The 23,660-nt window shown below is 57.9% G+C and carries 21 protein-coding genes and 1 tRNA gene; 12 read left to right on the top strand and 10 right to left on the bottom strand.

The features are described from left to right. The first annotated feature begins 31 nt into the window (after positions 1-31). Positions 32-883, top strand: coding sequence for a fumarate hydratase (locus A3L10_RS07510; protein WP_088867562.1), 852 nt, complete (start codon positions 32-34; stop codon positions 881-883). After that, positions 874-1,395, top strand: coding sequence for a FumA C-terminus/TtdB family hydratase beta subunit (locus A3L10_RS07505; protein WP_088867042.1), 522 nt, complete (start codon positions 874-876; stop codon positions 1,393-1,395). The genes A3L10_RS07510 and A3L10_RS07505 overlap by 10 nt, the downstream gene beginning before the upstream one ends. On the opposite strand, the gene A3L10_RS07500 is transcribed toward A3L10_RS07505, so the two are convergent. Next, entirely contained in the window at positions 1,386-2,669 is a 1,284-nt protein-coding gene (locus A3L10_RS07500) for an NAD(P)-dependent malic enzyme (protein WP_088867041.1), read from the bottom strand. The genes A3L10_RS07505 and A3L10_RS07500 overlap by 10 nt on opposite strands. Before the next feature lie 139 nt (positions 2,670-2,808). Here A3L10_RS07500 and A3L10_RS07495 point away from each other — a divergent pair. Both A3L10_RS07495 and A3L10_RS07490 read left to right on the top strand, forming a co-directional pair. After that, positions 2,809-2,886: transfer RNA gene (locus A3L10_RS07495), tRNA-Ala, on the top strand. A 240-nt stretch (positions 2,887-3,126) separates the two neighbouring features. After that, on the top strand, positions 3,127-4,389 hold the full coding sequence (locus A3L10_RS07490) for a phosphoadenosine phosphosulfate reductase domain-containing protein (RefSeq protein WP_088867040.1): 1,263 nt from the start codon (positions 3,127-3,129) through the stop codon (positions 4,387-4,389). Here the strand turns inward: A3L10_RS07490 and A3L10_RS07485 are convergent. Continuing rightward, positions 4,384-6,312: a S16 family serine protease gene (locus A3L10_RS07485; protein ID WP_088867039.1), complete on the bottom strand. Its 1,929-nt coding sequence runs from the start codon at positions 6,310-6,312 to the stop codon at positions 4,384-4,386. The genes A3L10_RS07490 and A3L10_RS07485 overlap by 6 nt on opposite strands. Positions 6,313-6,434: 122 nt before the next feature. On the opposite strand from A3L10_RS07485, the gene A3L10_RS07480 reads away from it, so the two are divergent. Genes A3L10_RS07480 through A3L10_RS07470 form a run of 3 tightly spaced genes read left to right on the top strand, consistent with a single transcriptional unit; the run spans position 6,435 to position 8,739 of the window. Beyond that, positions 6,435-6,986: a universal stress protein gene (locus tag A3L10_RS07480; protein ID WP_088867038.1), complete on the top strand. Its 552-nt coding sequence runs from the start codon at positions 6,435-6,437 to the stop codon at positions 6,984-6,986. A 13-nt stretch (positions 6,987-6,999) separates the two neighbouring features. After that, on the top strand, positions 7,000-8,286 hold the full coding sequence (locus tag A3L10_RS07475; protein WP_088867561.1) for an ArsB/NhaD family transporter: 1,287 nt from the start codon (positions 7,000-7,002) through the stop codon (positions 8,284-8,286). A 3-nt stretch (positions 8,287-8,289) separates the two neighbouring features. Then, entirely contained in the window at positions 8,290-8,739 is a 450-nt protein-coding gene (locus A3L10_RS07470; protein ID WP_088867037.1) for a universal stress protein, read from the top strand. Here A3L10_RS07470 and A3L10_RS07465 read toward each other — a convergent pair. Together A3L10_RS07465 and A3L10_RS07460 are read right to left on the bottom strand one after the other, a co-directional pair. Next, complete coding sequence (locus A3L10_RS07465) at positions 8,736-8,990, bottom strand: hypothetical protein (protein ID WP_088867036.1); 255 nt, start codon at positions 8,988-8,990, stop codon at positions 8,736-8,738. The two genes, A3L10_RS07470 and A3L10_RS07465, sit on opposite strands and share 4 nt — an antisense overlap. Further along, on the bottom strand, positions 8,987-9,496 hold the full coding sequence (locus tag A3L10_RS07460; RefSeq protein ID WP_088867035.1) for a winged helix-turn-helix transcriptional regulator: 510 nt from the start codon (positions 9,494-9,496) through the stop codon (positions 8,987-8,989). Before A3L10_RS07460 ends, A3L10_RS07465 begins: the two co-directional genes overlap by 4 nt. Before the next feature lie 82 nt (positions 9,497-9,578). On the opposite strand from A3L10_RS07460, the gene A3L10_RS07455 reads away from it, so the two are divergent. From A3L10_RS07455 to A3L10_RS07435, 5 genes are all read left to right on the top strand, one after another. Beyond that, the gene (locus A3L10_RS07455; RefSeq protein WP_088867034.1) at positions 9,579-10,940 is read left to right on the top strand and encodes a TldD/PmbA family protein; all 1,362 of its coding nucleotides are present in this window, start codon (positions 9,579-9,581) and stop codon (positions 10,938-10,940) included. Between the two features lie 43 nt (positions 10,941-10,983). Further along, complete coding sequence (locus A3L10_RS07450; protein ID WP_157726915.1) at positions 10,984-11,466, top strand: ferritin-like domain-containing protein; 483 nt, start codon at positions 10,984-10,986, stop codon at positions 11,464-11,466. Positions 11,467-11,509: 43 nt separating this feature from the next. Continuing rightward, on the top strand, positions 11,510-12,799 hold the full coding sequence (locus A3L10_RS07445; protein ID WP_088867032.1) for a TldD/PmbA family protein: 1,290 nt from the start codon (positions 11,510-11,512) through the stop codon (positions 12,797-12,799). 63 nt (positions 12,800-12,862) lie between these two features. Next, a complete protein-coding gene (locus A3L10_RS07440; RefSeq protein WP_088867031.1) occupies positions 12,863-13,525 on the top strand; it encodes a DUF257 family protein in 663 nt (220 codons plus the stop codon). Between the two features lie 39 nt (positions 13,526-13,564). Next, positions 13,565-15,709: an alpha-amylase family glycosyl hydrolase gene (locus tag A3L10_RS07435; RefSeq protein WP_088867030.1), complete on the top strand. Its 2,145-nt coding sequence runs from the start codon at positions 13,565-13,567 to the stop codon at positions 15,707-15,709. Here A3L10_RS07435 and A3L10_RS07430 read toward each other — a convergent pair. The 6 genes from A3L10_RS07430 to A3L10_RS07405 are packed head-to-tail and all read right to left on the bottom strand — an operon-like array spanning position 15,706 to position 23,584. After that, the gene (locus A3L10_RS07430) at positions 15,706-16,284 is read right to left on the bottom strand and encodes a PH domain-containing protein (RefSeq protein WP_088867029.1); all 579 of its coding nucleotides are present in this window, start codon (positions 16,282-16,284) and stop codon (positions 15,706-15,708) included. The two genes, A3L10_RS07435 and A3L10_RS07430, sit on opposite strands and share 4 nt — an antisense overlap. A gap of 36 nt (positions 16,285-16,320) precedes the next feature. Continuing rightward, on the bottom strand, positions 16,321-17,157 hold the full coding sequence (locus A3L10_RS07425) for a hypothetical protein (RefSeq protein ID WP_088867028.1): 837 nt from the start codon (positions 17,155-17,157) through the stop codon (positions 16,321-16,323). Beyond that, on the bottom strand, positions 17,154-18,407 hold the full coding sequence (locus A3L10_RS07420) for a DUF58 domain-containing protein (RefSeq protein ID WP_088867027.1): 1,254 nt from the start codon (positions 18,405-18,407) through the stop codon (positions 17,154-17,156). Before A3L10_RS07420 ends, A3L10_RS07425 begins: the two co-directional genes overlap by 4 nt. Beyond that, positions 18,404-19,378, bottom strand: a complete 975-nt coding sequence (locus tag A3L10_RS07415; RefSeq protein ID WP_088867026.1) for an AAA family ATPase — start codon at positions 19,376-19,378, stop codon at positions 18,404-18,406. Before A3L10_RS07415 ends, A3L10_RS07420 begins: the two co-directional genes overlap by 4 nt. Continuing rightward, positions 19,375-20,364 carry a hypothetical protein gene (locus A3L10_RS07410; protein WP_088867025.1) on the bottom strand — a complete coding sequence of 330 codons (990 nt, stop codon included), beginning with the start codon at positions 20,362-20,364 and terminating at the stop codon, positions 19,375-19,377. Before A3L10_RS07410 ends, A3L10_RS07415 begins: the two co-directional genes overlap by 4 nt. Next, positions 20,357-23,584: a transglutaminase domain-containing protein gene (locus tag A3L10_RS07405; RefSeq protein ID WP_088867024.1), complete on the bottom strand. Its 3,228-nt coding sequence runs from the start codon at positions 23,582-23,584 to the stop codon at positions 20,357-20,359. Before A3L10_RS07405 ends, A3L10_RS07410 begins: the two co-directional genes overlap by 8 nt. Positions 23,585-23,660 lie beyond the last annotated feature (76 nt).

The following is a 23,660-nucleotide window of genomic DNA, read 5'->3' as shown; positions in this document are numbered from 1 at the left end:
TTTGATGGGTGGATGCTGATTGTCTGGGGAGATCGTTGACTCGATTGTTGAGGCCATTCTCTTGGCCGTCACCAAGATTCCAGAGGATACCTTCTCGGCCATCAGGAAGGCCTACGCCGAGGAGGACAATGAGATAGCGCGCTTCAACCTCGGCAACATAATCAAGGCCATAGACATCGGCTTTGCGGACCGGGTTCCCGTCTGTCAGGATACCGGCACGGTAACATTCTTCGTTGAGGCCGGCGTTGAAAGTCCCTTTCTCGGCGAGGTTAAGGACTGGCTCATCGAGGCTACGAGGAGGGCCACTGAGGAAATACCCCTCAGGCCCAACGCCGTTGACGTCCTCACAGGGAGGAACTCCGGCGACAACACAGGCAGGGACGTTCCTCTAATCCACTGGGAGCCCGCCCCGGGGGATAGGATAAGGATAGCGGTTCTTCCGAAGGGAGGGGGAAGCGAGAACTGCTCGGCTTTGGCCATGCTAACCCCCGCCGAGGGCTGGGAGGGAGTAAGGCGTTTTGTACTCGAGCACCTGAAGGCCTGCGGCGGAAAACCCTGTCCGCCGATTATTCTGGGCATAGGCGTTGGTGGCGGGGCCGACTACGCCCTGCTCCTGGCCAAAAAGGCCCTGCTGAGAAAAGTGGGGGAAAGGAACCCGGACGGGAGGATAGCGAAAATCGAGGAGGAGCTTTTGGTGGAAGTGAACAAAACGGGAATCGGCCCGATGGGCATGGGGGGAAGGACCACCGCCCTAGACGTCAAGATAGAGGTCGCCCACAGGCATCCTGCGAGCTTTCCGGTCGGTCTGGTCGTTCAGTGCTGGGCCAACAGGAGGGCCTTCGTGGAGATAAAGCCCGACGGGAGGGTGGACGTGTGGCAGTGAGGCTGAGGACTCCACTGAGCGAGGAGGACGTTTTGAACCTCAATGCTGGAGACATCGTTCACCTCTCAGGGATAATCTACACCGCCAGGGACTCGGCCCACAGGAAAATCCTTGAGCTTGCCGAGAGGGGAGAGCTTCCCTTCGAACTCGATGGTGCGGTGATCTACCACTGTGGGCCGGTCGTGAGGAAGACCTCTGGGGGTTACGAGATAGTTTCCGCAGGGCCGACGACGAGCGCGAGGATGAACCGGTACCTGAAGGAAATCCTCTCCCTCGGCGTCCGTGGGATAATCGGAAAGGGCGGTATGGATGCCGAGCCCTTCAAAGGCCGCGCCGTTTACTTCGCCTTTACCGGCGGAGCCGGCTCCCTCGCGGCGAAGAGCGTAAAGCGCGTCCTTGACGTTCTCTGGCTGGAGGAGTTGGGGATTCCTGAGGCGGTGTGGGTTCTTGAGGTCGAGGACTTCCCCCTGCTGGTTGCGATAGACGCCAGTGGAGGGAGCCTTTACAGGTAGGCTTTCCTCCCCTCGTTCAGTGGGACGATGTTCTTCCCGTAGAACTCCCTCCATTTCCTTAACCGTCCTTCGATCTCCTCTGGGTTAACGCGAACCCTCGCGACCCCTTCCCGCATGGCTGCTTCTGCAACCGCCCCGGCCACCTTTGGATGAACCTCCGGGTGGAACGGCGAGGGGATTATCTCATCCTCGCTCGGCTCTATCACGGAGGCCATCGCATTCGAGGCGGCTATGACCATGCCGTCGGTTATCGTTCTGGCCCTGACGTCGAGCGCCCCCCTGAAAATCGCCGGAAAGCCGAGGAGGTTGTTGACCTGGTTGGGGTAGTCGCTCCTTCCCGTCGCTATCACCCTCGCCCCGCCCTTCTTTGCTTCCTCGGGGAGTATCTCCGGCGTTGGGTTCGCCAGAGGGAAGACCACCGCGTCGTCCGCCATGAGCCTTATCCACTCCGGCTTTATGACACCGGGCCCGGGCCTCGTGAAGGATATGAGAACGTCCGCGCCTTCGATGGCCTCCACCGGGCCGCCTTCGATTCCCTCACCGTTCGTCTTCGAGAGGAGCTCGCCCCTGTGGGGGAAGAGTTCCTCAAGCGGCAGGTCGGGGGTCAGAACCCTCGGCTTTCCATCAACCAGCTCCACAACTCTGACGTTCTCCGGCTTTACCCCCGCCTTGGTTGTTATCCTGAGCGTTGCAAAGCCCGCCGCCCCGGCGCCGAAGAGGGCGACGGTTATCCCGTCCAGCCTCTTACCAACGACCTTGAGGGCGTTGAGCAGAGCCGCCAAAACGACGCTCGCGGTTCCCTGCTGGTCGTCGTGGAAGACTGGGATATCGAGTTCTTCCCTCAATCTGTCGAGGACGTAGAAGCACTTGGGCGAGGCTATGTCCTCGAGGTTTATCCCGCCGAAGGAGGGGGAGACCGCTTTCACGACCTCGATGAACCTATCGGGGTCCTTCTCGGCCAGGACGAGGGGAAAGGCGTCCACCCCGCCGAAGGCCTTGAAGAGTAAAGCCTTCCCCTCCATCACGGGGAGGGCCGCGAGGGGGCCAACGTCTCCGAGGCCGAGAACCCTCGTGCCATCGCTTACAATGGCCACCGTGTTGCACCTGTTGGTGTACTCGCAGGGGTCTTCCCCACCGGCTATCGCCCTCGAGACCTCCGCCACACCGGGGGTGTAGGCGAGGCTGAGCGTTTCCTTCGTGAGGGGGACCTTTGGGATTACCTCTATCTTCCCGTTACCCGGAAAGTTATCGCGATGAAAGTTCAGCGCGTCCATCAGACCACCGGAGTTGATTGGCAAATTGGAGTTAAAAGTCCTTCCTTTCCAGTGGAAATTAAACTCACAAATGTTTATCAATCCCCGGGGGTATACCAAAACTTTTTAAAGGCGAGGCGGTTCCCATATAACCGGGAGCGGGCCGGTAGCTCAGCCTGGTATGAGCGCCGCCCTCGCAAGGCGGAGGCCGCGGGTTCAAATCCCGCCCGGTCCACCAAACCGTTTTCTGCAGGACGATTTTTACTCGCGGTCTTGTTCTCCGAGTGGTGATTCTATGAGCCTCTCCTGATGCCCTCAGGGATTTTCGTTGGGGAGCTGACTCGGGGGAGAAGGGTGGTGAAGGGCCTGGGACATAAGCCCTTTTCTGCCTCAGGGAGCCGGTTCTCCTCACCGTTCAGGGCAGGGAGTTTTCATCATCGGCGGCAAAGGTTTTAAGCTTCGCCTAAAATCTTTTTTCATGTTCCATCTCATAGTCAGGGCCAGGAAGGACGCCAAGGCCCTTCAGTACATAAACGAACGAAACTACGGCGGTTTTCTGAAGGTTTCAAGCCTCGGCGGCGGCAGAACACTGGAAGAGGTTGAGGGCCCCCTCCGGGAGCTCCTCGATGAGCCGTACGTGCCCATCCTGCTCCTTGGAGATGCCGAGGAGGAGCTGATGGAGGAAGTGCTGCCCGTCCTTGAGGAATCCGGCAAGCCCTTCTACGCGCGGCTTCTGAGGACGAAGCGCGTGAGGAACATGCGGGTTGACGAGCTGCATTCCAACATCGAAGAGATCAAGGCCAGGTTCAGGCTTGGGATCGAATGGAAGGACGCCTACGCGCTGAACCCGGAGAATCCCCTTGGCATCGAGATTCACCCGGACTACGACATCTACCTGGCCATGGGGGAGGGCTTCCGGAGGGCGATGCGCTCCATCCTCGGCGTCGAAATTGGAGAAAACTCCCTCGTCCTGAGGAAGCTGATGAACCTCGAGGTCTACTACTCCGGCCCGCACAGGGTGGCCGAGGTCAGCAAGAGGCTCGGCTCCCCTGTGGAGGTTCTCTGGAGGATTCCCTCGGCTGAGGCGGTACCACTGGAGAGGCTCATCGAGCTTAACCGGGGGTATATAGAGGCCTTTGCGGAGGCCAGCAGGGCCTTTCTCCGGAGGTTTGAGGGGCACGACATCGTCGTTCCGTGGAGCGGCGGGAAGGACTCAACGGCCGCCCTGCTCCTGGCCAGCGAGGTCTTTGACGACGTCACAGCCGTCTACGTCCGCATGGAATATGAGATGCCCGGGACGGATGAGTACGTGGAGGAGATCGCCCGGAGGCTCGGCGTTGACGTCATCAGGATTGACGTACCCATGCCGCTCGACCGGTACGGCGTGCCGACCCACTCCAACCGCTGGTGCACGAGGCTGAAGGTGGAGGCCCTCTACCGGGCCGCCTCCGAGTTCGAGAAACCCCTCCTGCTCGTGGGAGACCGCGACGGCGAGAGTGCTAGGAGAAGGCTCAAACCGCCCGTTCTGGAGCGGCGGAATGACGTGCTTGGAAGGTTCCTCGAGGTCATGCCGGTGAAGTTCTGGAGCGGCCTGATGGTTCAGCTCTTCCTCCTGATGAGAGGCATCGAGCTCCACCCTCTCTACTACGAAGGTTTCTACCGGTTGGGCTGCACGGTGTGCCCGAGCCTCTCTGACTGGGAGGTAAGACTCCTGAGGAAGAGGGAAAAGGAAGGTTCATAGTTTCTTGCCCACCGCTGCACCGACGAGGAACGCGCCGACGGCTATCAGGATTATCGCCGTCTCGGGGATTCTCTCAGAGGAGTCGCCGGGGGTGCTCGTCGAAGTCTCGGCGGATGATGGTGTTGGGATGACTATCTGAGGAACGTCGGTTGCCGTTGTGTTGGCCGCCGGTACGGACTGGGCCGGTTTGCTGAGGAACAGATTGGCGGTTTCCCTGGCGTACTGGTAGAATATCATGGCCGTCTGGAGGTCCTCCATGCTGCCGTTCTCCTCGGCGCTCTGCTCGTAGCTCTCCGCGAACTCGTAGTATGCTATGGCCAGCACGGGCGTTATGCCCTGGTTCTGGGCCATCGCAATGGCCACCTTAGCGCCCTCCTTCATTCCCGCCAGCTTGTCCTTGAGGACAGTCTGGTTGTCTATTCCCAGCGTATCGAGGAAGACCTGCGCCCTCACGCGCGCCTCCATCGCCGTGAAGAGCGCCGCAGAGTACTTGCCGTCCTCGTAGTACTGCTCCGCCTGCTGGATGCTCTGACTTAGGTCGCCCCCAACGGTGCCGTACATCGACTCTATGTAGGTCACTATGAGGTTGGACTCGTCTATGTAGTCCCTCGCTGTGGCCTTGACCACGTCTTTGCCTATCACGTCGCCGGTCGCGAACCTCTCGCCGAGACTCGCCCAGAAGACCGCTGTCTTTGCCCTCTCGTAGGCGTAGGCCGCATCGCCAACGGCGTCCCAGTAGTCACCGGTGTAGTAGTACTTCCAGGCTTCGTCCAGCAACTCCTTGGCCTGCTCCACCCTCTCCTCGGCGGCCGCAACTGCCTGGAGCATCGTCGTGCCTCGTATCGTGATGTTAGACACCCTCCGCTCCGAGGCGTTTATCTCCGACCCAGTTGTCCTCAGGATTCTCTGGACGTCCTCCTCCGACTTCACGCCCAGGTACCAGTCCACGTGCCTTATTATTATCCTCGCCTGGAAGTCCTTGCTCATCGTCGTGTAGTACATCCCGTCGTCGAGGCTCTGCTTCGACTGGTTGAGCACCGCCTGGGCCTCGTTTAGGGCCTCCATGAGGGTCGTGTATGTGGCGTAGTTGACGTCGCTCTTCTTGAGCTTCTCAAGGGTGGCCTGGTAGTAGGCCGTTGTGTTGTCGTAGTCCTTGAGCGCATCGTCCTTGAGGAAGGAGGTGTCTATCTTTATGTACGCGGGCGCCTCCGGCCTGGGTATCTTGTGGCCGGTGAAGTAGTAGACGGCGTTGTAGATGTCCTTGATTTCGATGACCGTCAGTCCCCAGCGCTCCTTGGCGTAGTCAACGACGTCAACCTTCTTCGTCTGAGTGTTTATCTCGACTATGCCGCCAATCTCCTTTTTCTGGGTCTCCTGAACGTACTGGATGCGCTGTCCCTGGGGAATCAGAAAGAGCTGCGCTCCGACGTCGTGGGCTGCAGAGGCCTTCTCCAGGATTCCTCCTACGGGCCCTATGGTGCCGTCCGGGTTTATCATCCCGGTCATCATAACCTTGGGGTTGACCTTCCACCCCTCAAGGGCCGCGATGATTCCGACGGTCATGGTCCCTCCCGCGGAGGGGCCGCCGATTATCGGGGAATCGGCCTTAATATGGATGAAAACATCGTACTTGCTCATATCTACCCCGAGAACCTTACCCGCTATCTGGGCGGCCAATCTGGCACTCGCCTGCATGTCAACCTCTGCGAGGGGCCACGTCTCGACGTAAACGTGACCGGTCCCCGGTGCGACTGTGATGACGAAATCCGTGGCAACACCTATCAGCTCCCCGCTGGCTGTCCTTGAGACGGCCGGTGCCTTCAGCACTACCGTGTGGCCTTCGCTGGGGCATTCAGCGGTGGCAAAGGATGCAAAGGGGAGCAGAAGCATGATTATCAGCAGTGGTACAAGTGCCCTTTTCATTTTCTCACCCCTATCTACCTCTATTTGGGCTTAATAAAGGGTTTGTGGTTCATCTCTTTAATTAGAAGACTGTAACAAAATCCTTATATATCATCCAGCGACCCCTCAAAGGGGGGAGGGGAATGGACGTATTCAGCAGGCTGATACAGAGAAAGTTTCGGTATATTGCCGGTGAAAGATACGAGAAGATAGCCAAGCGCTACAGGGAATTTCTCCTCCTCCCAGAGGAGTTCGTTCTTCCAGAGATCCGTTCAATTCTGATCCCCATCGATAGGTTCTCCGGTGAGATACCTGAGGAGCTCTACGACACGCTGAGCGCCTACAGCGGCGCGTCCGTGACGCTCGTTTACATTTCGGAGAAGCGGACGCTGGCGCTCATTGAACAGACCCTTGGCAGGGAGGAGGCCGAAAAGCTTAGAAATGCCAAAATGGAATTTGCTAGGGCCCTTGTTCTTAAAATAGCCCCAAGACTTGAGGAACTGGGTCTCAGAGTCGAGCGGAGGCACTTCATGGGGAGCAAGGGTGACGACGTCATAAGACTCATGGAGAACGAGAACTTTGACCTCCTCGTCGTGTCCCGGAGCTACGGCTCGGAGGTCACTAAGACGTCCCCCGTGAGCCCAGTCGTTCTGAAGATAGTCCAGCATCTTGAGAGTCCTGTTATAATCTATTAGGTGTGTGATGAGCATGGAGCAGACCATCGTGGCAGGGATTGCCGTTGCAGTGTTCCTGGTAACCTACGCCATGATAATCAGCGAGAGGGTTCACAGAACCGTCGCGGCTCTCTTCGGTGCGGCAGTGGTGCTGCTCCTCGGCATAGTGCCGTGGGAGGCGCTCCCCGAGCACCTCGATCTCGACACGCTCTTCCTTCTCATCGGCATGATGATAATCGTCAACACCGCCAAGGAGAGCGGTCTCTTCGAGTTTATAGCCATAAAAACTGCCAAGTTTGCCAAGGGGAGCCCCATGAAGGTTCTCCTGCTGTTCGCCGTCGTTACTGCCCTCATAAGCTCGGTTCTCGACAACGTTACAACCGTTCTGCTTCTGACGCCGATGCTCCTTTACATAACCCGTCTCATGGACATCAACCCCGTTCCGTTTCTCCTGTCGGAGGTCTTCGCCTCCAATATTGGTGGGGCTGCCACCCTCATCGGCGACCCGCCCAACATAATGATAGGCTCCGCCGCCGGGCTGAGCTTCAACGAGTTTCTCCTCAACATGGGTCCGATAGCGCTCGTGGACCTCTTCACATCCCTCGGTATAATCTACCTGGTTTACCGGAAGGCGATGAAGATTAGCGACGCCAAGAGGGACAGAATACTCTCAACCCTTGGCGAGCTCGATGAGGACGAGGCCATAAGGGACTACTCCCTCTTTAAAAAATCCGTGGCGGTCATAATCGGGGTCGTCATGCTCTTTTTCATCCACGACAGGCTCGGGATTGAGCCGGCCGTCGTCGCCCTCACCGGCGCCTCCGTTCTCCTCCTGTGGAGCAGGATGGACCCTGAGGAGATACTCGAAAAGGTCGAGTGGACGGCGATATTCTTCTTCATGGGCCTCTTCATACTGGTTGGGGCACTCGTGGAGACGGGCATCATCGATCAGGTTGCCCGCTGGATACTGGGTTACATAGGAAGCACCGGTGAGGCGTTGATTATAATAACATGGTTCTCAGCAATCTCATCCGCGATAGTGGACAATATCCCCCTCACCGCAGCGATGATACCGCTCATAAAGGCGATGGGGAGTTCTATGAACGTTTACCCGCTCTGGTGGGCCCTCTCGCTCGGAGCGTGCCTTGGTGGCAACGGGACAGCCATAGGTGCGAGTGCCAACGTTGTTGTCCTCGGTATTGCCGGCAGGGAGGGAGTTCGGATAACGTTTATGGACTTCCTGAAAGTAGGAATGGTCATAATGTTCGTCACGGTTGCCATTGGGCTGGGGCTGATCTGGATAAGGTACGTAGGGGTGTGATGGATGAGGATACTCGTGCTCATTGATGGCTCAAAGTGGAGCCAGAAGGCTGCTCTGCACGCGATAGCCGTGGCTAAGCGGAAAAGGGGAAAGGTGATACTCTTCTCGGTTCTCGACAGGAGGGAAGCCAAGGCCATGGCCTTCAACCTGGGGATGGTCAGCGAAAACCTTGGGGAGCTTCAGAAGTTCGAGGAGGAAATATGGAAGGACATGAAGAGAAGCATCAAGGGGATAATGTCTAACCTCCTGGAGAAGTGTCACGAGGAAGGCGTGAACTGCTCCCTTAAGATAGTTGAGGGCGCGGCCAAGGAGAGGATACTCGAGGAGGCCAACTCGGGCCACTACACCCTGGTTGTCATGGGTGCATACGGAAGGAGCGGAAAAACGAGGATAGGGAGCCTCCTTGAGGAGGTCGTGGGCTCGATAGAGCCCCCGGTGATGATAGTCCGTTAGCGCTTCCAGAGGGCCATTATGAATAGTAGGAGGACGAGGATCTCGAGCACTCCCACGGCTATGCTCACATCCCTTTCTATCCATGCCGCCAAATGTAGTGCCTCTATCGCCTTTTTTATTACCAGCAGCAAGAACGCTATAAGCAGGTAGAGCGTTGCCCTCAAATGGCTCTTCCTGTATGCTATGTAGGATATACCCGCCAGTGCGAGGGCGAGCAGTAACGTTACGAGTGTTAGCAGGGTCTCCATCATTCTTCATCACCCATGCCAGTGAGCATGTCTATCAGGTTGTCCGCCAGCTTCTCCCAGAGGCTGGGCCTGTACTCCCTTATAACGCGCGCTATTATCCTCGGGTCGTAGGAGAGGTTGTACGTCACGCTCTTTCCCTCTTTTCGGGCATCCACAATGCCGAGCTTCACGAGCTCCCCTATGTGGTAGCTCACGGTGGGCTGGCTGAGACCGAGTCTCTTGGCTATCTCGCTCTGGGTCAGGGGCCCCTCCATGAGGAGCAGGAGGATTCTCCTTCGGGTCTCCGTTGAGATGGCTATCAGCAGCCTCTGTGCCTTCTCCTCAAAGTCTGCAGGGAAGAGATAGCGCCTCTTTCCGATTTTCCTTGAAAACACCTTCCCCTCTTTCTCCAGCCGGTAGAGGTGGTACTGGAGGTCCCCTATCCCTATTCCCAGCTCCCTTGCAAGCTCCCGGAATGTTATTCCCGGTTTGCCCTGGATGTGGTGGAGTATCTCACTACGCCTCTCCATACCCAACACTTAAACCCTTGTGGTTCATCCCTCTATGGGAAGTCATATAAACGCTACTCCTTTTATGTTCCCCGGTGGGAGGATGGAGGCACTGATGCGAAGGGCCGAGGAGCTTGCGGAGCGTTACGGTATATCATATTATGAAATACGTATAACCTGCGTCACCGCTTCCCACCTCACGATGCAGAACGGTCAGCTCGAAGAGCTTGCCATGAACACCGAAATGGGGATAGGGGTCAGGGCCTTCAACGGCGCTTGGGGCTTCTCAAGCGCCAACGACATGGGCCGCGCCGAAAAGGCCATAGAGACCGCCATGAAGATAGCGAAGCTCTCAAAGGGCAATTCGAAGATTCACCTCGGAGACCCCATCAAGGACAGGGCTGAAATAAGGCCGAAGAAGAGCTTTCTCGACGTGGACGTCGAGGACAAGCTTGCCCTCGTGAAGGAGATCGATTCACTCCTCCGGGATGAGAGGGCCTCCAACAGGAGCGTCTACTACGGTGATGGCCTCAAGGAGGGGTTCTACTTCAACTCCCTCGGGAGCGAAATCGAGACGGTCGTCCCGAGGCTGAGGCTGAGCTTCTCGGTTACCGCCAGGGAAAACGGAGAGATGCAGAGCTACTGGAAGAGCTTCGGTGGCACCGCGGGCTGGGAGCTCGTTGAAGGGATAGACCTGAACCGCTGGACTGCCTTCGTGAAGGAAAAGGCAATCTCGCTCCTTCACGCCCAGTCGCCCCCTTCCGGAGAGTTCCCGGTGATAATGGATCCCGAGCTTACCGGCGTCTTCATCCACGAGGCTTTGGGCCATGCCGTCGAGGCTGATTCGGTTAAGAACGGCGATAGCATACTCGCCGGAAGGTTGGGTGAGAGGATAGCGGTGAAGGAGCTCACCGTCGTTGACGACCCGACCCTGCCCGGCAAATTCGGCTCTTACGTTTACGACGACGAGGGAATAAAGGCCAAGAGGGTTGAGGTAATAAAGAACGGCGTTCTGATGAACTACCTCAACGACCGCGAGACGAGCGCCCTGCTCGGTCTCGAGCCGAACGGCCACGGCCGTGCCCAGGGCTACAACTACCAGCCCCTCGTGAGGATGAGCAACACCTACGTCGAGCCCCGGGACTGGTCCTTCGAGGAGATGGTCGAGGAGGTCAAGAACGGCCTCTACATGGTAGGGGACAAGGGGGGAGAGGTTGACACAGCCAACGGCACCTTCACCTTCGGCGCCAAGGAGGGCTACCTAATCGAGAACGGTGAAATCAAGGCGCAGGTCAGGGACGTGGCCCTCTCCGGCAGAATCCTCGACGTCCTGCGGAACATCCACGCCATAGGGGATGACCTCAGGATCGAGTTCCCCGGCTACTGTGGAAAGGGACAGTGGGTGCCGGTCGACGACGGCGGGCCGCACGTGCTCACGAGGGCGCTCGTTGGTGGGCTGCGGTAAAGCGTATATACTTCAAACTTCAATTTTACATTTGGTGGGTGAAATGGCGATAGATGTGGGTATTATTCAAGATGTTGAGACGCTGCTCAAGAACCTCAACGGCTACGAACTCCTCAGCTACGCCATCTGCAACGAGGAATGCGGTGCAGAAACCTATGAATGGCTTGCCGGCCGAGTTGAGGGCATCCTAGTTGACGAGTTTAGGTACCTGGCAAAGGAAAAGCGGAAGCATGCGGCGGAATTGAGGAAGCTCTTCGAGGAGCTCTATCCCGGCATGAAGCCCCTCGAGTTCAACGCCCCGCCCCTGGATACCCTGCCGGTATGCAGAGAGCTGATGAAGACCAAAGAGCTTGAAAACGCCCTTGCAATTGCCATGCTCTCCGAAACGATAGGCAGGGATATCTACCGGAAGCTCCAGAGGATGTCCGGCGACGAGGAGGTGGCGGAGCTGTTCAAAAGGCTGGCCGAGATGAAGGAGGCCGCCTACGAAAAGCTTCTGAAACTCTACGAGGCCATGGAGAAGTAGTCGAATACCTTTTAAATTCCCATCCAAACTTCTCTCGGTGCCAATGATAGAGGAACTCGTCGAAATCTTGGAGCGAGAGAACGTTGAGTGGGAGCTCTACTGGGAGAAGGGCAGGGGAGGCTCCTTCCGGATAGAGCGCGAGAGACTCGAACGCTCCCAGAGGAAGTTCCATTCTGGCATAGGCCTGCGCGTCGGCTACAGAGGACGGCTCGGCTTCTCCTACGTAACCGGCCTGAACTACGACAGGAAAACGCTTGAGGAGTTCGTAAAGCGGACGATAAAGCTCGCCAAGGTTAGCGAGGTGCCATTCGTTGGCTTCCCCTCTCCGACAAAGGTGCCCCACGTTGGGAGTCTCTACGACAGGAGGATAGATGAGATACCCTTCGAGGAGGCCCACTCCCTCGCGGGAGAGTTCGCCGCCAGGATGCGCGAGCTGAGGGACGATTCCCTCACGCTATCGGGGTCGATGGCCCTCGCGGTCAGCGCCTACGGGATAGCGAACTCCAACGGAGTCTGGCTCGAGGCCAAAGGTACCGGGATGAGCGTCTCGGCCTACGCTGTGAAAAAGGATGGAAAAACCGGTTCGGGCTCGTATTATCAGACCTACCGTTCTCTCCAGCCCTTCGAGGAGCTTGAGAACGCCCTCCTCTCTGCCATCGGGGAGGCCGAGCTCAGCTATCGCGCCGGGAAGATGGAGCCCCACTCGGGTGAGATTCTCCTTGAACCCGAAGCCTTCCGCGCCGTTCTGGGGATATTCCTCGAGAACCTCTTCGGAGACGGCGTTTATCACGGCAGGAGCCGCTTTTCCAGGCTCGGTGAGGAGGTCGCACCCGAGGGACTTACGGTCATTGACGATGCAACTGTTCCGGGGGGCGTTGGAAGCTTCCCCTTCGACGGGGAGGGTAATCCCGGAGAGAGGACCCTTCTGGTCGAAGATGGCGTAATACGCTCCTTCCTCCTCGACGAAACCTACGCCCGCTTCCTGAATTTGAGGAGCACTGGGAACGCTGTCCGGGACTTCAGGACGACCCCCCACATAGGGACGAGCAACGTGATGGTGGCCCCAGGTGACGAGAACCTTGGGGACTTCGAGGGGATCGTCGTGAGGAAGGTCTTCGGTGAGCACACCGCCAACCCCGTGAGCGGGGACTTCTCGCTGACCGTTGAGCTGGGCTACGTTGTTAAGAACGGCGAGGTGGTTCCGTTCAGGGACAACATGCTCGTCGGAAACGCCTTCCAGTTCCTGCGTTCAGTCCGGGCAATCGGACGCGAAATCGTTAGAAAGGGCTCCTTTTATTCCCCGAGGGTTCTCGGCATTGCCAGATTGGTGTAGATTCGGCCCTTCTCGGTAAGCTTTTATAGGTCGGCATCTTAAAAACTAGATAGGTGAGCGGATATGGTATGTCACGGAATTGACAAAATCCTCCTCAAAATAAGGCCCGGTGAGACTGTGCTCGTTGAATACAGCGCGGTGTCGTCTCCCGAACTTCTCCTCTACCTCATGTGCCGCAGATGCGGGCACGCAGAGAGCCCGGTTCTTATTGACGATATCTCGGATACATTTTCTGAGTACGTGATTCGACTTGAACTGATGGGCCTGGACACGGAGGCCCTCATGGAGGTTCCGGTAATAAAGATCGGAGGCAACAGAGAGTTCGGCAACGTCGTCGGCAGGGTCGAGGTGGACAAGTACTCCCTCGACTTCAAGTACTACGGCAAGATATACGACAAGGTCGTGCCTGAAAAGGTCGTGTGCAACCCGGTCCTCGGCATACACAAGCTCTTCGTGGCCCTCGAGAGGCAGGACGTTATAAGGCTCGTCCGCAACATATCAACGTTCGTCGGCAGGAAGAGCCGCTTCGCCTTCTACTTCATAAACCGGGATGTCATGGAGCGGAAGAACCCCGAGCTCCTCCCACTCCTAGAGGAGACCGCCAGCACGGTGCTCCAGTGGGAGGCGGGCAAGGGGAAGTACAGGCTCAGGGCCCTGAAGGCTGCGAACGACGAGATTCTGGGTTCGATAGTGTCCATGAGCTTCAAGGACATACTCGGGACGTGAGATTTTTAAGCCCCTTTTCTTATCACCTTTGGTGATACCGTGAGGTCAGTTCTGGTGGTCATCATAACCCTGATGCTCCTGACGCCACTGGTCGGCGCTTACCAAGTCCCCGAGAGGGGCGTCGTTTACCCGGTGATGGTCGACCGCTTCTACGATGGAAACGCGAGCAACAACGGGCCCTTCTACGACCCAACGCACACCAACTACCGCCTCTACTGGGGAGGCGATATCGAGGGACTTATCGAGAAGCTCGACTACATCCGGAGCCTCGGCGTATCAACGATATGGGTCTCCCCTCTCAACGACAACATCAACAGGATGGCGGCCGGAAGTGCACCCTACCATGGCTACTGGACGCGCGATTATAAACGCATAGATGAGCACTTTGGAACCTGGGAGGACTTCAAGAGGCTCGTGCAGGAGGCCCGAAAGAGGGGCATCTGTATAATCGTCGATTACGTTCCCAACCACTCCAACCCGGCGACGGAGGGTGAGTTTGGAGCGCTCTACGACAACGGCACCTTTGTAACCGACTACTACCGGGACACCAAGAACGCGACAGTGAACCCGTACACGGGCATCAGGGAGAACGTCTACCACCACAACGGCAACATATTCACGTGGGAGGGAATTCCCCTCAAGTACGCCAACCTCTTCGGCCTGGCCGACTTCAACCAGCTCAACCCCTGGGTCGATTCATACCTCACGGAGGGCGCGCTGCTCTTCGTTGACTCCGGCGCCTGCGGCTTCAGGATCGACGCCGTTAAACACATGGAACTCGGCTGGCTTGAGAGCCTCTACCTGCGCCTCTACTCCAGAGACCCTCTCTTCATCTACGGGGAGTACTACTCCCTCTCGCCGGAAAGGAGCGACGACCTCTACGAGCTCTACCGCTACTCCAACGTCTCGCCGGTTCTCAACATACCCATAAGGGAGAACATCGTGAGAACTCTCGGCTTCGTGGGAAGCCTCGAAACCCTCTCCAGAACGCTTGAGGGTTACTACTCCCTCTTTGTCTATCCGAACAAGCAGCTGAACTTCCTCGACAGCCACGACCTCGTCCGCTTCCTCAACGCGGCAAAGCGGGACGACGCGGTGGAGCGCTTCCACATGGCTTTAGCCCTGACCATGACCCTGCCCGGGATTCCGGTGATATACTACGGCGACGAGAGCTACCTTGTGAGTAGGGATGGGAAGGGCGACCCGTACAACCGGCCGATGATGGTCTTCAACAACACCACCGAGGCGGCGAGAATAATCAGAACCCTGGCGGAGCTGAGAAAGACCAACGATGCCCTGGCCTTTGGAGACTTCAGAACGGTTTATGCCAACTACTCCGTATGGGCCTTTGAGAGAACCTTTGGAAGCCATAAGATTCTAGCTGTCATGAATAAGGGCTCGCCCGTCAGTCTGACCCTCAACCTCGACTGGCCTGACGGAACTTACCGCGATGCTCTGACCGGCGCTCAGATGAGCGTTTCGAATGGAAGGGCCTCCCTTGAACTCGGGCGCAACAGCTTCTACGTCTTCCACATCGAAGGGGAGCAGAAAGAACCCCTCATAGGCTCGGTGACCCCTTACATCGCCCAGCCCGGTCAGAGAATCCTCATAGGTGGAGCCGGCTTCGGCTCCCTAGGAAGGGTCATCATCGGCGGCGTCGAGGCGAGGGTTCTCTCGTGGAACTCAACGGAGATACTCGTCGAGGTTCCCGAGATGAAGACTGAGAATGCCTGGCTCGACGTAGTGGTCAAGACGGGAGAAAAGGCCAGCAACCCGGCAAAGCTGCGCTACTATTCGGGGAACGACCTCCCGGCGCTTATAGCCATCAACGCCACAAACCTCACCGGGAGGCTCTGGATTAAGGGTAACCTACCGGAGCTGGCCGAGCCAAGACCTCTACTCAGGTCCTCAACTGGCTACTACTTCACCGTCGCCCCTCTCCCCAACGGAACGGCCTTCTCTGTGGAGCTCTACACAGGTTCTCCATGGGGGGAGCTTGAACCGCTCAACGTGACCCTCTACGGCTTCGTGAACTCGACGACCGTGGTTCTCGGGAAGGAACCGGTGGAAGTGCCAACCTCTACCGCAGAACCTGAACCTTCAGAAGGGGGATGGGGCTGGGCCTACGCCCTCTTAGCCGTAGGAGTTCTGCTGGCGGTGTTATGGAAATGGAAGAAGGGCTAAATCTGCTCGAGTAGCTTCTTTCTCTTTTCCTCGTACTCTTCGGCGCTTATAACGCCCATGTCGTAGAGCTCCTTTAGCTTCTTGAGCTTCTCGAGGGGGTCCTCCTTCTTCTCCACGGCCGGTGCGTGCTGGACGGTGGTTCCAGCCGGAACGACCCTGCTGACGAGCTCCTTGGGCTTCTTCAGCACCCAAGTCTCGTGTGTCAGGCCCTTCTTGACCTCTATCGTCACCGGCTCGATGGCTATGGCGTTCAGCGCATCCTTTATGGCATTTATCGTCTCCCTGGCCTGCTCCTTGTTCATCCAGCCGAGCTTGAGCCTTATGTTCTCCTCGCCCTTTATTATGAACTCAGAGGATATGACGCCCAGCTCAACGGTGACCTCCTCAAGCTTCTGGTAGGGTATGGCCTTCATGTCGTACCTTCCGAGGACTTTCTCATCGATGTAGACTATTCTCCTGTCCGTTATTACCAGCCACTTCGGCTTTTCGAGGCTGACCTTTTTTCTGACGGTAAACAGAACCTTTTCATCTGGTTCTAAATGCCGAACAACGGCCTTTGGAAGGTTTGTGCTCATGACTCTCACCGTGTTACCCTTGGATGTGGGAGTATATTAACCTTCCTTACTGCCCCTCCTATAGAGGAGAAACAGAGTCTCGCCGTCGACGCTCTCTATGAGGGGGGTCAGAACCTCCTCACCGCTACCGCTCCGCAGAACCACCCGAGTCGGCCTTTTCTTCATCTCGGCCTCCAATCGAATGGTGTCCCACTCGAAGGCCGCGGAACGGCTCAGCGGCATGACCCTTCTTTCATCGGGATTCTCTATGACTACCTCCCCGTTCAGAGGAGGGAGCTCGACTGCAACGACGACCCTTCGATAGCTCCCGCCCTCGATTGACGAGTACGCCACCGCCAGGCCAAGGATGAGCAGGAGGACCGGCAGCAGAACCCCGGTTGTTGAGAGTCCCAGACTTCTTCCAAGCCATAGGAGCCCCAGGGAGAGTGCAAAGGCCAGCAGGACGACGGGGAGGCCATAGAGGAGGGTCTTTCCACCGGCGCCCCTCCACCCGAGCCGCCTTAATGTCTCCTCCCAGGTCTCGGCGGTCTCGACGTAGTCGGCGAGTATGCTCAGGGCTATCAGGGTGAAGATTACCAGTGGGTTGGAGAAGTAGGGGCTCGCCAGTATCGCCTCGCTCAGGTTTCTGTAGGCCTCGGGGAATGCCAGGGGCAGGAACTGCGAAAACGCTATGGCGTAGGGAACCGAGTAGAGGACCGTCGAGAGAAAGACCGTCCCGCTGGCTGAGCCCCTGGAGAGGAACGTCCCCAGGAGGATTATCCCGAAGGCCGCCGCCAGCAGGTAGTCCCCGGGGCTGAGTAAGTTGGAGTACGCCAGGGACGTGAGGGTTATCGCCGGAAGCACCACCGCCAGCTTTACCGCCCGGAAGCTCATCTTATCTCCCCCAGCAGCTTGCTCAGCACCTCTCCGATATCCTCCCTTCCAGGGAGCCAGCGGACGACGTAGGCCCCGGTGCCCTCGAGCTCCGCCATTATGGCCCGCTTCTCCATCTCAATCAGCGTGCCCGTCCTCGGGTCGAGGGTCGGATAGACGGAGATGTCCACCACCACCGGCCTGGATTTCCCCCTGTGGACGGCCATCACGGTGAGCACTCCCCTCCTGGTTTCGCCGCTCGTCCTCTCGAGGACGTTGGAGACGTAGATGACGAGGGGGCTGTACTGAACCAGTATCCTCTTCAACCTTTCGACCGCGTCGGAGAAGCTCTCCTCCTCCGTCTTAACCCTCTCGAAGTCCATCATCGTCTTCACAATCGTGTGGAGCTGCCTGGGCCCGGTGGCCGGCGGGAGGAACTTCTTTGCCCCGAGGAGGTAGAGACCGACGTGGTAGTCCTTCCTCAGGAAGCGGTGCGCCATCGAGGCGACGAGGTTCATGGCGTGCTCGTACGGGCTCTCGCTCTCGGGGCCGATCTTCATCCCCTCCCTCGCGTCGACTATGAAGAGGACGGTTTTTTTGCCCTCCCTCTCGAACTCGTTGACGAGAACCCGCCCCATCCTCGCGGTGGCCTTCCAGTTTATGAGCTTAACCGGATCGCCGGTCTGGTAGTCCCTTATCTCCTTGAAATCGGTGGAGATGGGGCCCCTTATCGAGAAACTCGTTTCCGGGACGCTTATCTTTGCCTTTCTCCTCGTCTCCGCAATCGGAACCGCCCTGATGACCTTTGGGACCGCCCTGAGCCTGAGCTCCTCGCCGTAGAGCCCCCAGATGTACCTCGTCCCCAGCGGATTTCTGGTGGTTACCTCGCTCCTCGGCAGCGTGTAGAATCCCCTGAGCATCGGTCGTATCCTGTAGGTGTAACCCGCCTTCAGCGGCTTCAGTCCCTTGAAGAACACCCCAACGTTGTTTCCCGATGTAAGGGCGGCGTTCTTTGGAAGCGGGTCCCTGACGACGACCAGTCCGAGTCCCTTCTCCACGGTAACCTCGACCCTGATCTCGACATCCTCGCCGAGCCTTATCTCGCGCCTTGAGAGCTTTCTCTTCACCCTCACCTCCCTGGGAGGGTCAACGAGCATCGCCAGGGCGAGCAGGGAGAGCGGCACTATGGCTAAGCCTATCATCCCCGGCGAGAGGAAGGCCGTCCCAAGGAGCAGTGCCCAGAGGATGTATCCCATCAGGCTTTTCCTCATCTCTCCCCCGCCTCTTTCGGTACGGGTGTTTTTTCTAGGGCTTCTCTAACGATTTCCTCACCACTTATACCTTCAAAAGCGTACTCGGGCTTGATAACAATCCTGTGCGCCAAAGCATCAACCGCGTAAGCCTTAACATCATCCGGCAGGACGAAATCCCTCCCCTCGAGTAAAGCATTCGCCTTCGCAACCTTCATCAAGGCAATGCCCCCGCGAGGACTCGGCCCCGCCTCAACCCGCTCGTCAGCTCGAGCGTTCCTGATGAGTTCGGCAATGTACCTCAGCAGGTCCCTGCTGATGAAGATTCTCCGCTCTACCAGCTCCTGCATTTCGACGAAAGTCTCACGGTCGATCAAAGCCTTCATATCAACCGTTGGGTCATCCTTCCCCCAAGACAAGCGAGCCTCGAGAATGGCAATCTCATCCTCTAAACTCTTCGGATAACCAACGCGAAGCCTGAGCAGGAAACGGTCGAGTTGAGCCTCTGGGAGCGGGTAAGTCCCCTCGAACTCGATCGGGTTTTGAGTTGCAATCACGAAGAAGGGCCTCTCCAGGGTGAAGGTTTCTCCCTCGATGGTCACCTGCTTCTCCTCCATGGCTTCGAGCAGCGCTGATTGAGTCTTTGGCGGGGCGCGGTTGATCTCGTCCGCCAAGAGAACGTGGGTGAATATTGGGCCTTTGATCAGTTCGAAAGTCCCGAGGTTTTGACGCCAGACTTTGGTGCCCAGAATGTCCGCGGGGAGTAAGTCTGGAGTGAATTGGACGCGAGTATACTTCAAGCCCAGGACTTTCCCAAAGGCCTTCGCCAGGAGGGTTTTACCCAACCCGGGGTAATCCTCGAAGAGGACGTTCCCATTCACCAGCGCAGCCGCTAGAGTCTTCTTAATGACGACCTCATTGCCAATGTACACCTTGGAAATCCCCTCAACGATTTCCTCAAGGGCTTCAAACGCCTCTTTAACCTCCATCATGACTCCCACCCCATGAGCGTTCTCAGTTCCTCAAAAACTTCCTCAACGATTCTAATCCTCCTCTCAAGTTCCCTCCTCTCGTAGGTGTGCCTTATCCAGAGCGGCGTTAGCCGGGAGGTTTGCCTGGCCCTGTAGTCGGCTATCTTTTCTACGAGCGCCTCGAAGCGCTTCCTGTCATCAAAGAGCCGCGAGCCGTAGTAGGCTATGAACGCCACCAGCGGTCCCTTTTTCCCGTGCACCACGAAGTCCTCGACGGCTCTACTAGCCTCCGCGAGCTCCGGGCCGAGCTTTTCCACGGTCTTCGCCTCGTGCTTTCTCCACTGGGAGAGGAGGTACTCCTCCGGGTCTTTTTCGCTGATATACGAATAAACCATGCTTCCCGCCGCGATGACGCCCAGGAGAAGAACCAGCCACTCCCCGTAGAACACGAGCTCCGGATGGCTCTCGCTCAGGCTCCCCCTCACCGCCACGTAGAGGCCGAGGATTGCACCGAGGGCGCCGAGCCCGAGCAGGTTCCTCTCAACGGGCTCGGTCCAGGGATACCTCTCACCGAGCTCGGCTATCGAATAGCCGAGGAACAGGAAAAGGCCGGCGTAGCTGAAGACGCTTCCAACTGCGGCGAGAGGGGGAAGCCTTGAGATGCCGTAGAGGCCAATCAACAGCCCGGCTCCCCTGATGAACCGGGAGTGACTCTCGAGCCGGGGGGCTATGAAAGCCATCCCTCCGCCGAGGGCGATCATGGCCGTTGGAATGTTCCATTCGGAGGGTGCAAAGAGCGCCGCGAGGGTAACCCCCAGCAGTCTGGTCACGAACGCTTCGTTTTTTCTCCTTATGGCGGCGATGAATTCTCCCGCCACCAGGAACGCCACCAGAACCGCGGCAGGGCCCATGAGCACCCTCAACGCTTCCATCTGGGTGAAGAGGGCGTACATGAGCGTTAGGGCGCCGATGTATATGGCGATTCTTCCCCAGTTGACTTTAAACACCGCAACCACCCCCTATCACTTCGAGTACCGAGCGGTAGAACAGTATGAACTCGTCCCTCGAGATCCTCCTTCCGCTGTACTTGGCCTTCTCGAATATCCACGTGAGGGTATCTATGGGCTCCCACGGGTACATCATGTCTGTGAGGGTCTCCGCTATCTCCCTGGGCGTCAGTTCGTCCACGTCCACCCCCACACCCTTCGCCCAGGGGAGGAAGCACCTCTCGTAGTACTCCACGACGGCGTCGTTGTAGCTGGGCAGTATCCTTGCCGTTGTGGTCTCCACGAGGTCGCCGCACCTGGCCTCTATCGTGTGGTCTCCCAGCGGCAGGCTCAGCTTGAAGTCCCGCCCCTTTCCGAAGGGTTTTCCATCGACGTAGAGCTCGGGCTCACCGTCGCACTCTATGCTTATCTCCATGGTCTCGCCCTCCTGGAACAGGGGTATACCGTTGTTGAATATTATCTTCAGAATTCTCTCCCGCCTTCTCTCCTCGGGTTTCCTCTTCACGAGCCTGTATCTGGCCACCAGAGCCCCGATTATCACGATCACACCGATGTAGAGCCAGAGGATCTTCCGCTTTTTGGATATTATGACGTGGAACCTCCCGTTGGCGGGCAGGTAGTAGGGGGAGCCGTCGAAGGCAACTGTCACAGTTGCGTTGGTTTTCTTCTCAGGCACGGGGACGTCGAGGGTGGCTATCCCCGAGTCGTTGGTCATTACGCGCATCGAGAAGCCGTCCACGCTGACGTTGAGGTATATCCCACCGACGGGGTCGTCAACGGAATCCACGACCCGGAACTTCAGCCGGGCGGTTTCCTCTCCCTTCGCCTCCGACGTCAGCAGTTCTATCTTCACAGGGGAGACCACCGCAACGGTTATCCTCTTCAGAACGCTGGCGCCGTGTCTGAACTCCAGGGACCTCTCGCCGACGGTCTGGAAGGGCTCGATGGTGAAATCGAAGCTTCCGTTGACGACGTTGAATGTGTAGGTCTTGCCCGGGAACACGTAGGCGTTTAGCGTGGCGTTCTCAATCCCGATGACCCGCCCGCTGATTCTGACGGGCTTTCCTAGCTCGCCGGTCACTTTTTCGGGGACGTTAAGCTCAACGGTTGCGACCCTAACGCTTATGGTCGCCGGGGAGTGGTTGGCACTTCCTGGATACTCAAGGGTCAGCGTGTGTTGCTCTATCCCCGGAATCTCCAGCCTCAAGGAGAACCTACCGTCGGTGCGGGTCGTTGCGTTTCCGAGGTATCTTTCGTCCAGGTAGTAGGCAACGCTGGCGTTGGCTATCGGCTCATCCGCCCCGTCGAGGAGCGTCCCCACGATGGTGACGTTTCCAGGTCTGGCCAGAATCAGCCCGGGAAGCGAAAACCTCGCCAGCCCCTTTACCTTGACTACGAGCGTGGTCCCCGTGGCGAGGTACGGGTATCCGGGGGGTGCCACGTAGTACACCGCGACCTGCCTGGTTCCGGGTTTGAGGTACTCGGGGATTTTAACGGGCATCGAGAATCTGCCGTTCGAGACGTTGCCGTATCCTATCAGGATGTACCTCTTCTCATCGTTCAGAAATACAGCGACGTTCCCCAAGGACGGCGCCTCCCCGGTGACCGTCCCCCTTACCGTGCCGTTTACGGTGAGCGAATCGCCCGCGGTGAGCGTTTCGGGAACCTTCACGCCGAGGGACGTGGGTTCCATTACGAAGACTGGGATGTATAGAGGATACCTCTCCGCTCCGCTCGTAACGGTCATGTTAAGGACGTGCCATCCGGGCGGATACCTGAGGGGCGAGGTCAGCCTGACGTATATCCCGGTCTCGCTTCCCGGCGTTCCCCACCAGAACCACGTCTCAACCAGCGGGGAGGTTGTTTCGAGCCTTACATCCTGGGTGGCGCCCTGGATGGAAAGACCGAGGACAACCTGGTTCTCCTTGAGGAGTCCAACCGATGCCTGGTCCGGGATGACGGTTATCGCCCCCGGAACCGTAACTGCGGTGAGACGGAGTACGGACATCGGCGTTCCGGCTCCCGTGGAGGCCCTGGCAATGACCGGGTAGTGGCCGGGTTCCTCAAAGGGGCCCACTGTCAGGTTGTATATCCCCGACTCGTTGATGAGCGCTATCCTTCCGAGGGTGGGAACCTCCACGACAACGCTCGAATTCGTCCCGCCCGCGACCCGCTCGAACTTTACCGTAACCGTTCCCGGCGAACCGGGGTTGAGGGTCATCTTCGGCGGCGTAATCTCAAGCTCGAAGGGAACGTAAACGTTCTGATCTGGGTGCAGCGGGTCGAAGACCAGCCAGCCTGCGTTCTTGAAGTAAACCTCCGCCCAGAAGTGCCTGTTTCTCTCGGTCACGACCTGGGTCTGGGGAATCGCATCGATGTAGACTCCCTCGACGAGCCTCGCGGGGAGGCCGTTCAGCCTCGCCAGCACGACGAAGGCCGAGGCGAAGTCGTAGGAGCTACCCGCTTTGGATTCAAACAGGAACCACTTCAGTCTGTCTGTGTTGGCCGGGGGCGTGGCGTTCTCCACGTGCCTGTAGTTGTTGGCCAGATACCTCGCTATACTCAGGGCCCTCCCGTAGTCCGAAGTCGCGCCCATGGTTATGCCCCTCGCCAGGGCCACAAGCTGGGTGTCGTTGGGGGCGGAGAGGTACTCCGTCTGGTTTCCAGCGGTGAGGTTGACCAGGTAGGGCCAGTCAAAGGTGTAGCTCACCGCGGAGAATGAGTAGGTCGTCACGTTCAGGCCGGTTCTGAAGAGGTTGTACTCCGGAACCGCCTCGGCCCCGGCACCATCAACGCGGGTCGTGTAGAGGGAGGTGAAGAGGTTTCCGCTGAGGGGAAGGAACGAGCCGACGGTTACCTTGTCCCTTTCGCTGTGGTGGGGGACTTTTATCTCCGGCGGGGCGATGATGTTGCTAGGAACCCTAGTGGCGTTTCTCGTCGTCCACCTCCCGTCAACGTAGTCGGTGTAGACGTTGAGCCTGAGGTAGTGGGTGTGGGCAGCCCCAGTTACCAGGAGGACGAAGTGGGGAGAAACCGGAACCTCGACCGGTGGCCCCGTTTCGTTGCTCTCGTTCCCGGGCGGAAGCTTCGGAGAGAGTATCTCCTCGATGCTCTTGGTTTCAGGGGGAGCCTCAATGAGGGCTGGTCCCAGGACGACGGAGGTAAGGAGGAGAGACAGCAGTGTGAGGGTGAGAAAGGCGATGTATTTCCGCCTCACCATGATGTTCCTTACTTCAATCGCGGGTTATATAAGGCTTTGCATCAATGTAATACTTTGGACATCCCTGCCCAAAACC

It is taken from the genome of Thermococcus radiotolerans (assembly GCF_002214565.1).
GTDB lineage: Archaea > Methanobacteriota_B > Thermococci > Thermococcales > Thermococcaceae > Thermococcus > Thermococcus radiotolerans.
Note: the sequence above shows the minus strand (reverse complement) of the source record. Positions and strands in the feature narration are given on the sequence as shown.

What these genes read in the sequence shown, in the direction of transcription:
- A3L10_RS07500 (WP_088867041.1), bottom strand. Translation starts at nt 2,669, where the DNA reads ATGGACGCGCTGAACTTTCATCGCGATAACTTTCCGGGTAACGGGAAG.
- A3L10_RS07490 (WP_088867040.1), top strand. Translation starts at nt 3,127, where the DNA reads ATGTTCCATCTCATAGTCAGGGCCAGGAAGGACGCCAAGGCCCTTCAG.
- A3L10_RS07485 (WP_088867039.1), bottom strand. Translation starts at nt 6,312, where the DNA reads ATGAAAAGGGCACTTGTACCACTGCTGATAATCATGCTTCTGCTCCCC.
- A3L10_RS07480 (WP_088867038.1), top strand. Translation starts at nt 6,435, where the DNA reads ATGGACGTATTCAGCAGGCTGATACAGAGAAAGTTTCGGTATATTGCC.
- A3L10_RS07475 (WP_088867561.1), top strand. Translation starts at nt 7,000, where the DNA reads ATGGAGCAGACCATCGTGGCAGGGATTGCCGTTGCAGTGTTCCTGGTA.
- A3L10_RS07470 (WP_088867037.1), top strand. Translation starts at nt 8,290, where the DNA reads ATGAGGATACTCGTGCTCATTGATGGCTCAAAGTGGAGCCAGAAGGCT.
- A3L10_RS07465 (WP_088867036.1), bottom strand. Translation starts at nt 8,990, where the DNA reads ATGATGGAGACCCTGCTAACACTCGTAACGTTACTGCTCGCCCTCGCA.
- A3L10_RS07460 (WP_088867035.1), bottom strand. Translation starts at nt 9,496, where the DNA reads ATGGAGAGGCGTAGTGAGATACTCCACCACATCCAGGGCAAACCGGGA.
- A3L10_RS07455 (WP_088867034.1), top strand. Translation starts at nt 9,579, where the DNA reads ATGGAGGCACTGATGCGAAGGGCCGAGGAGCTTGCGGAGCGTTACGGT.
- A3L10_RS07450 (WP_157726915.1), top strand. Translation starts at nt 10,984, where the DNA reads ATGGCGATAGATGTGGGTATTATTCAAGATGTTGAGACGCTGCTCAAG.
- A3L10_RS07445 (WP_088867032.1), top strand. Translation starts at nt 11,510, where the DNA reads ATGATAGAGGAACTCGTCGAAATCTTGGAGCGAGAGAACGTTGAGTGG.
- A3L10_RS07440 (WP_088867031.1), top strand. Translation starts at nt 12,863, where the DNA reads ATGGTATGTCACGGAATTGACAAAATCCTCCTCAAAATAAGGCCCGGT.
- A3L10_RS07430 (WP_088867029.1), bottom strand. Translation starts at nt 16,284, where the DNA reads ATGAGCACAAACCTTCCAAAGGCCGTTGTTCGGCATTTAGAACCAGAT.
- A3L10_RS07425 (WP_088867028.1), bottom strand. Translation starts at nt 17,157, where the DNA reads ATGAGCTTCCGGGCGGTAAAGCTGGCGGTGGTGCTTCCGGCGATAACC.
- A3L10_RS07420 (WP_088867027.1), bottom strand. Translation starts at nt 18,407, where the DNA reads ATGAGGAAAAGCCTGATGGGATACATCCTCTGGGCACTGCTCCTTGGG.
- A3L10_RS07415 (WP_088867026.1), bottom strand. Translation starts at nt 19,378, where the DNA reads ATGATGGAGGTTAAAGAGGCGTTTGAAGCCCTTGAGGAAATCGTTGAG.
- A3L10_RS07405 (WP_088867024.1), bottom strand. Translation starts at nt 23,584, where the DNA reads ATGGTGAGGCGGAAATACATCGCCTTTCTCACCCTCACACTGCTGTCT.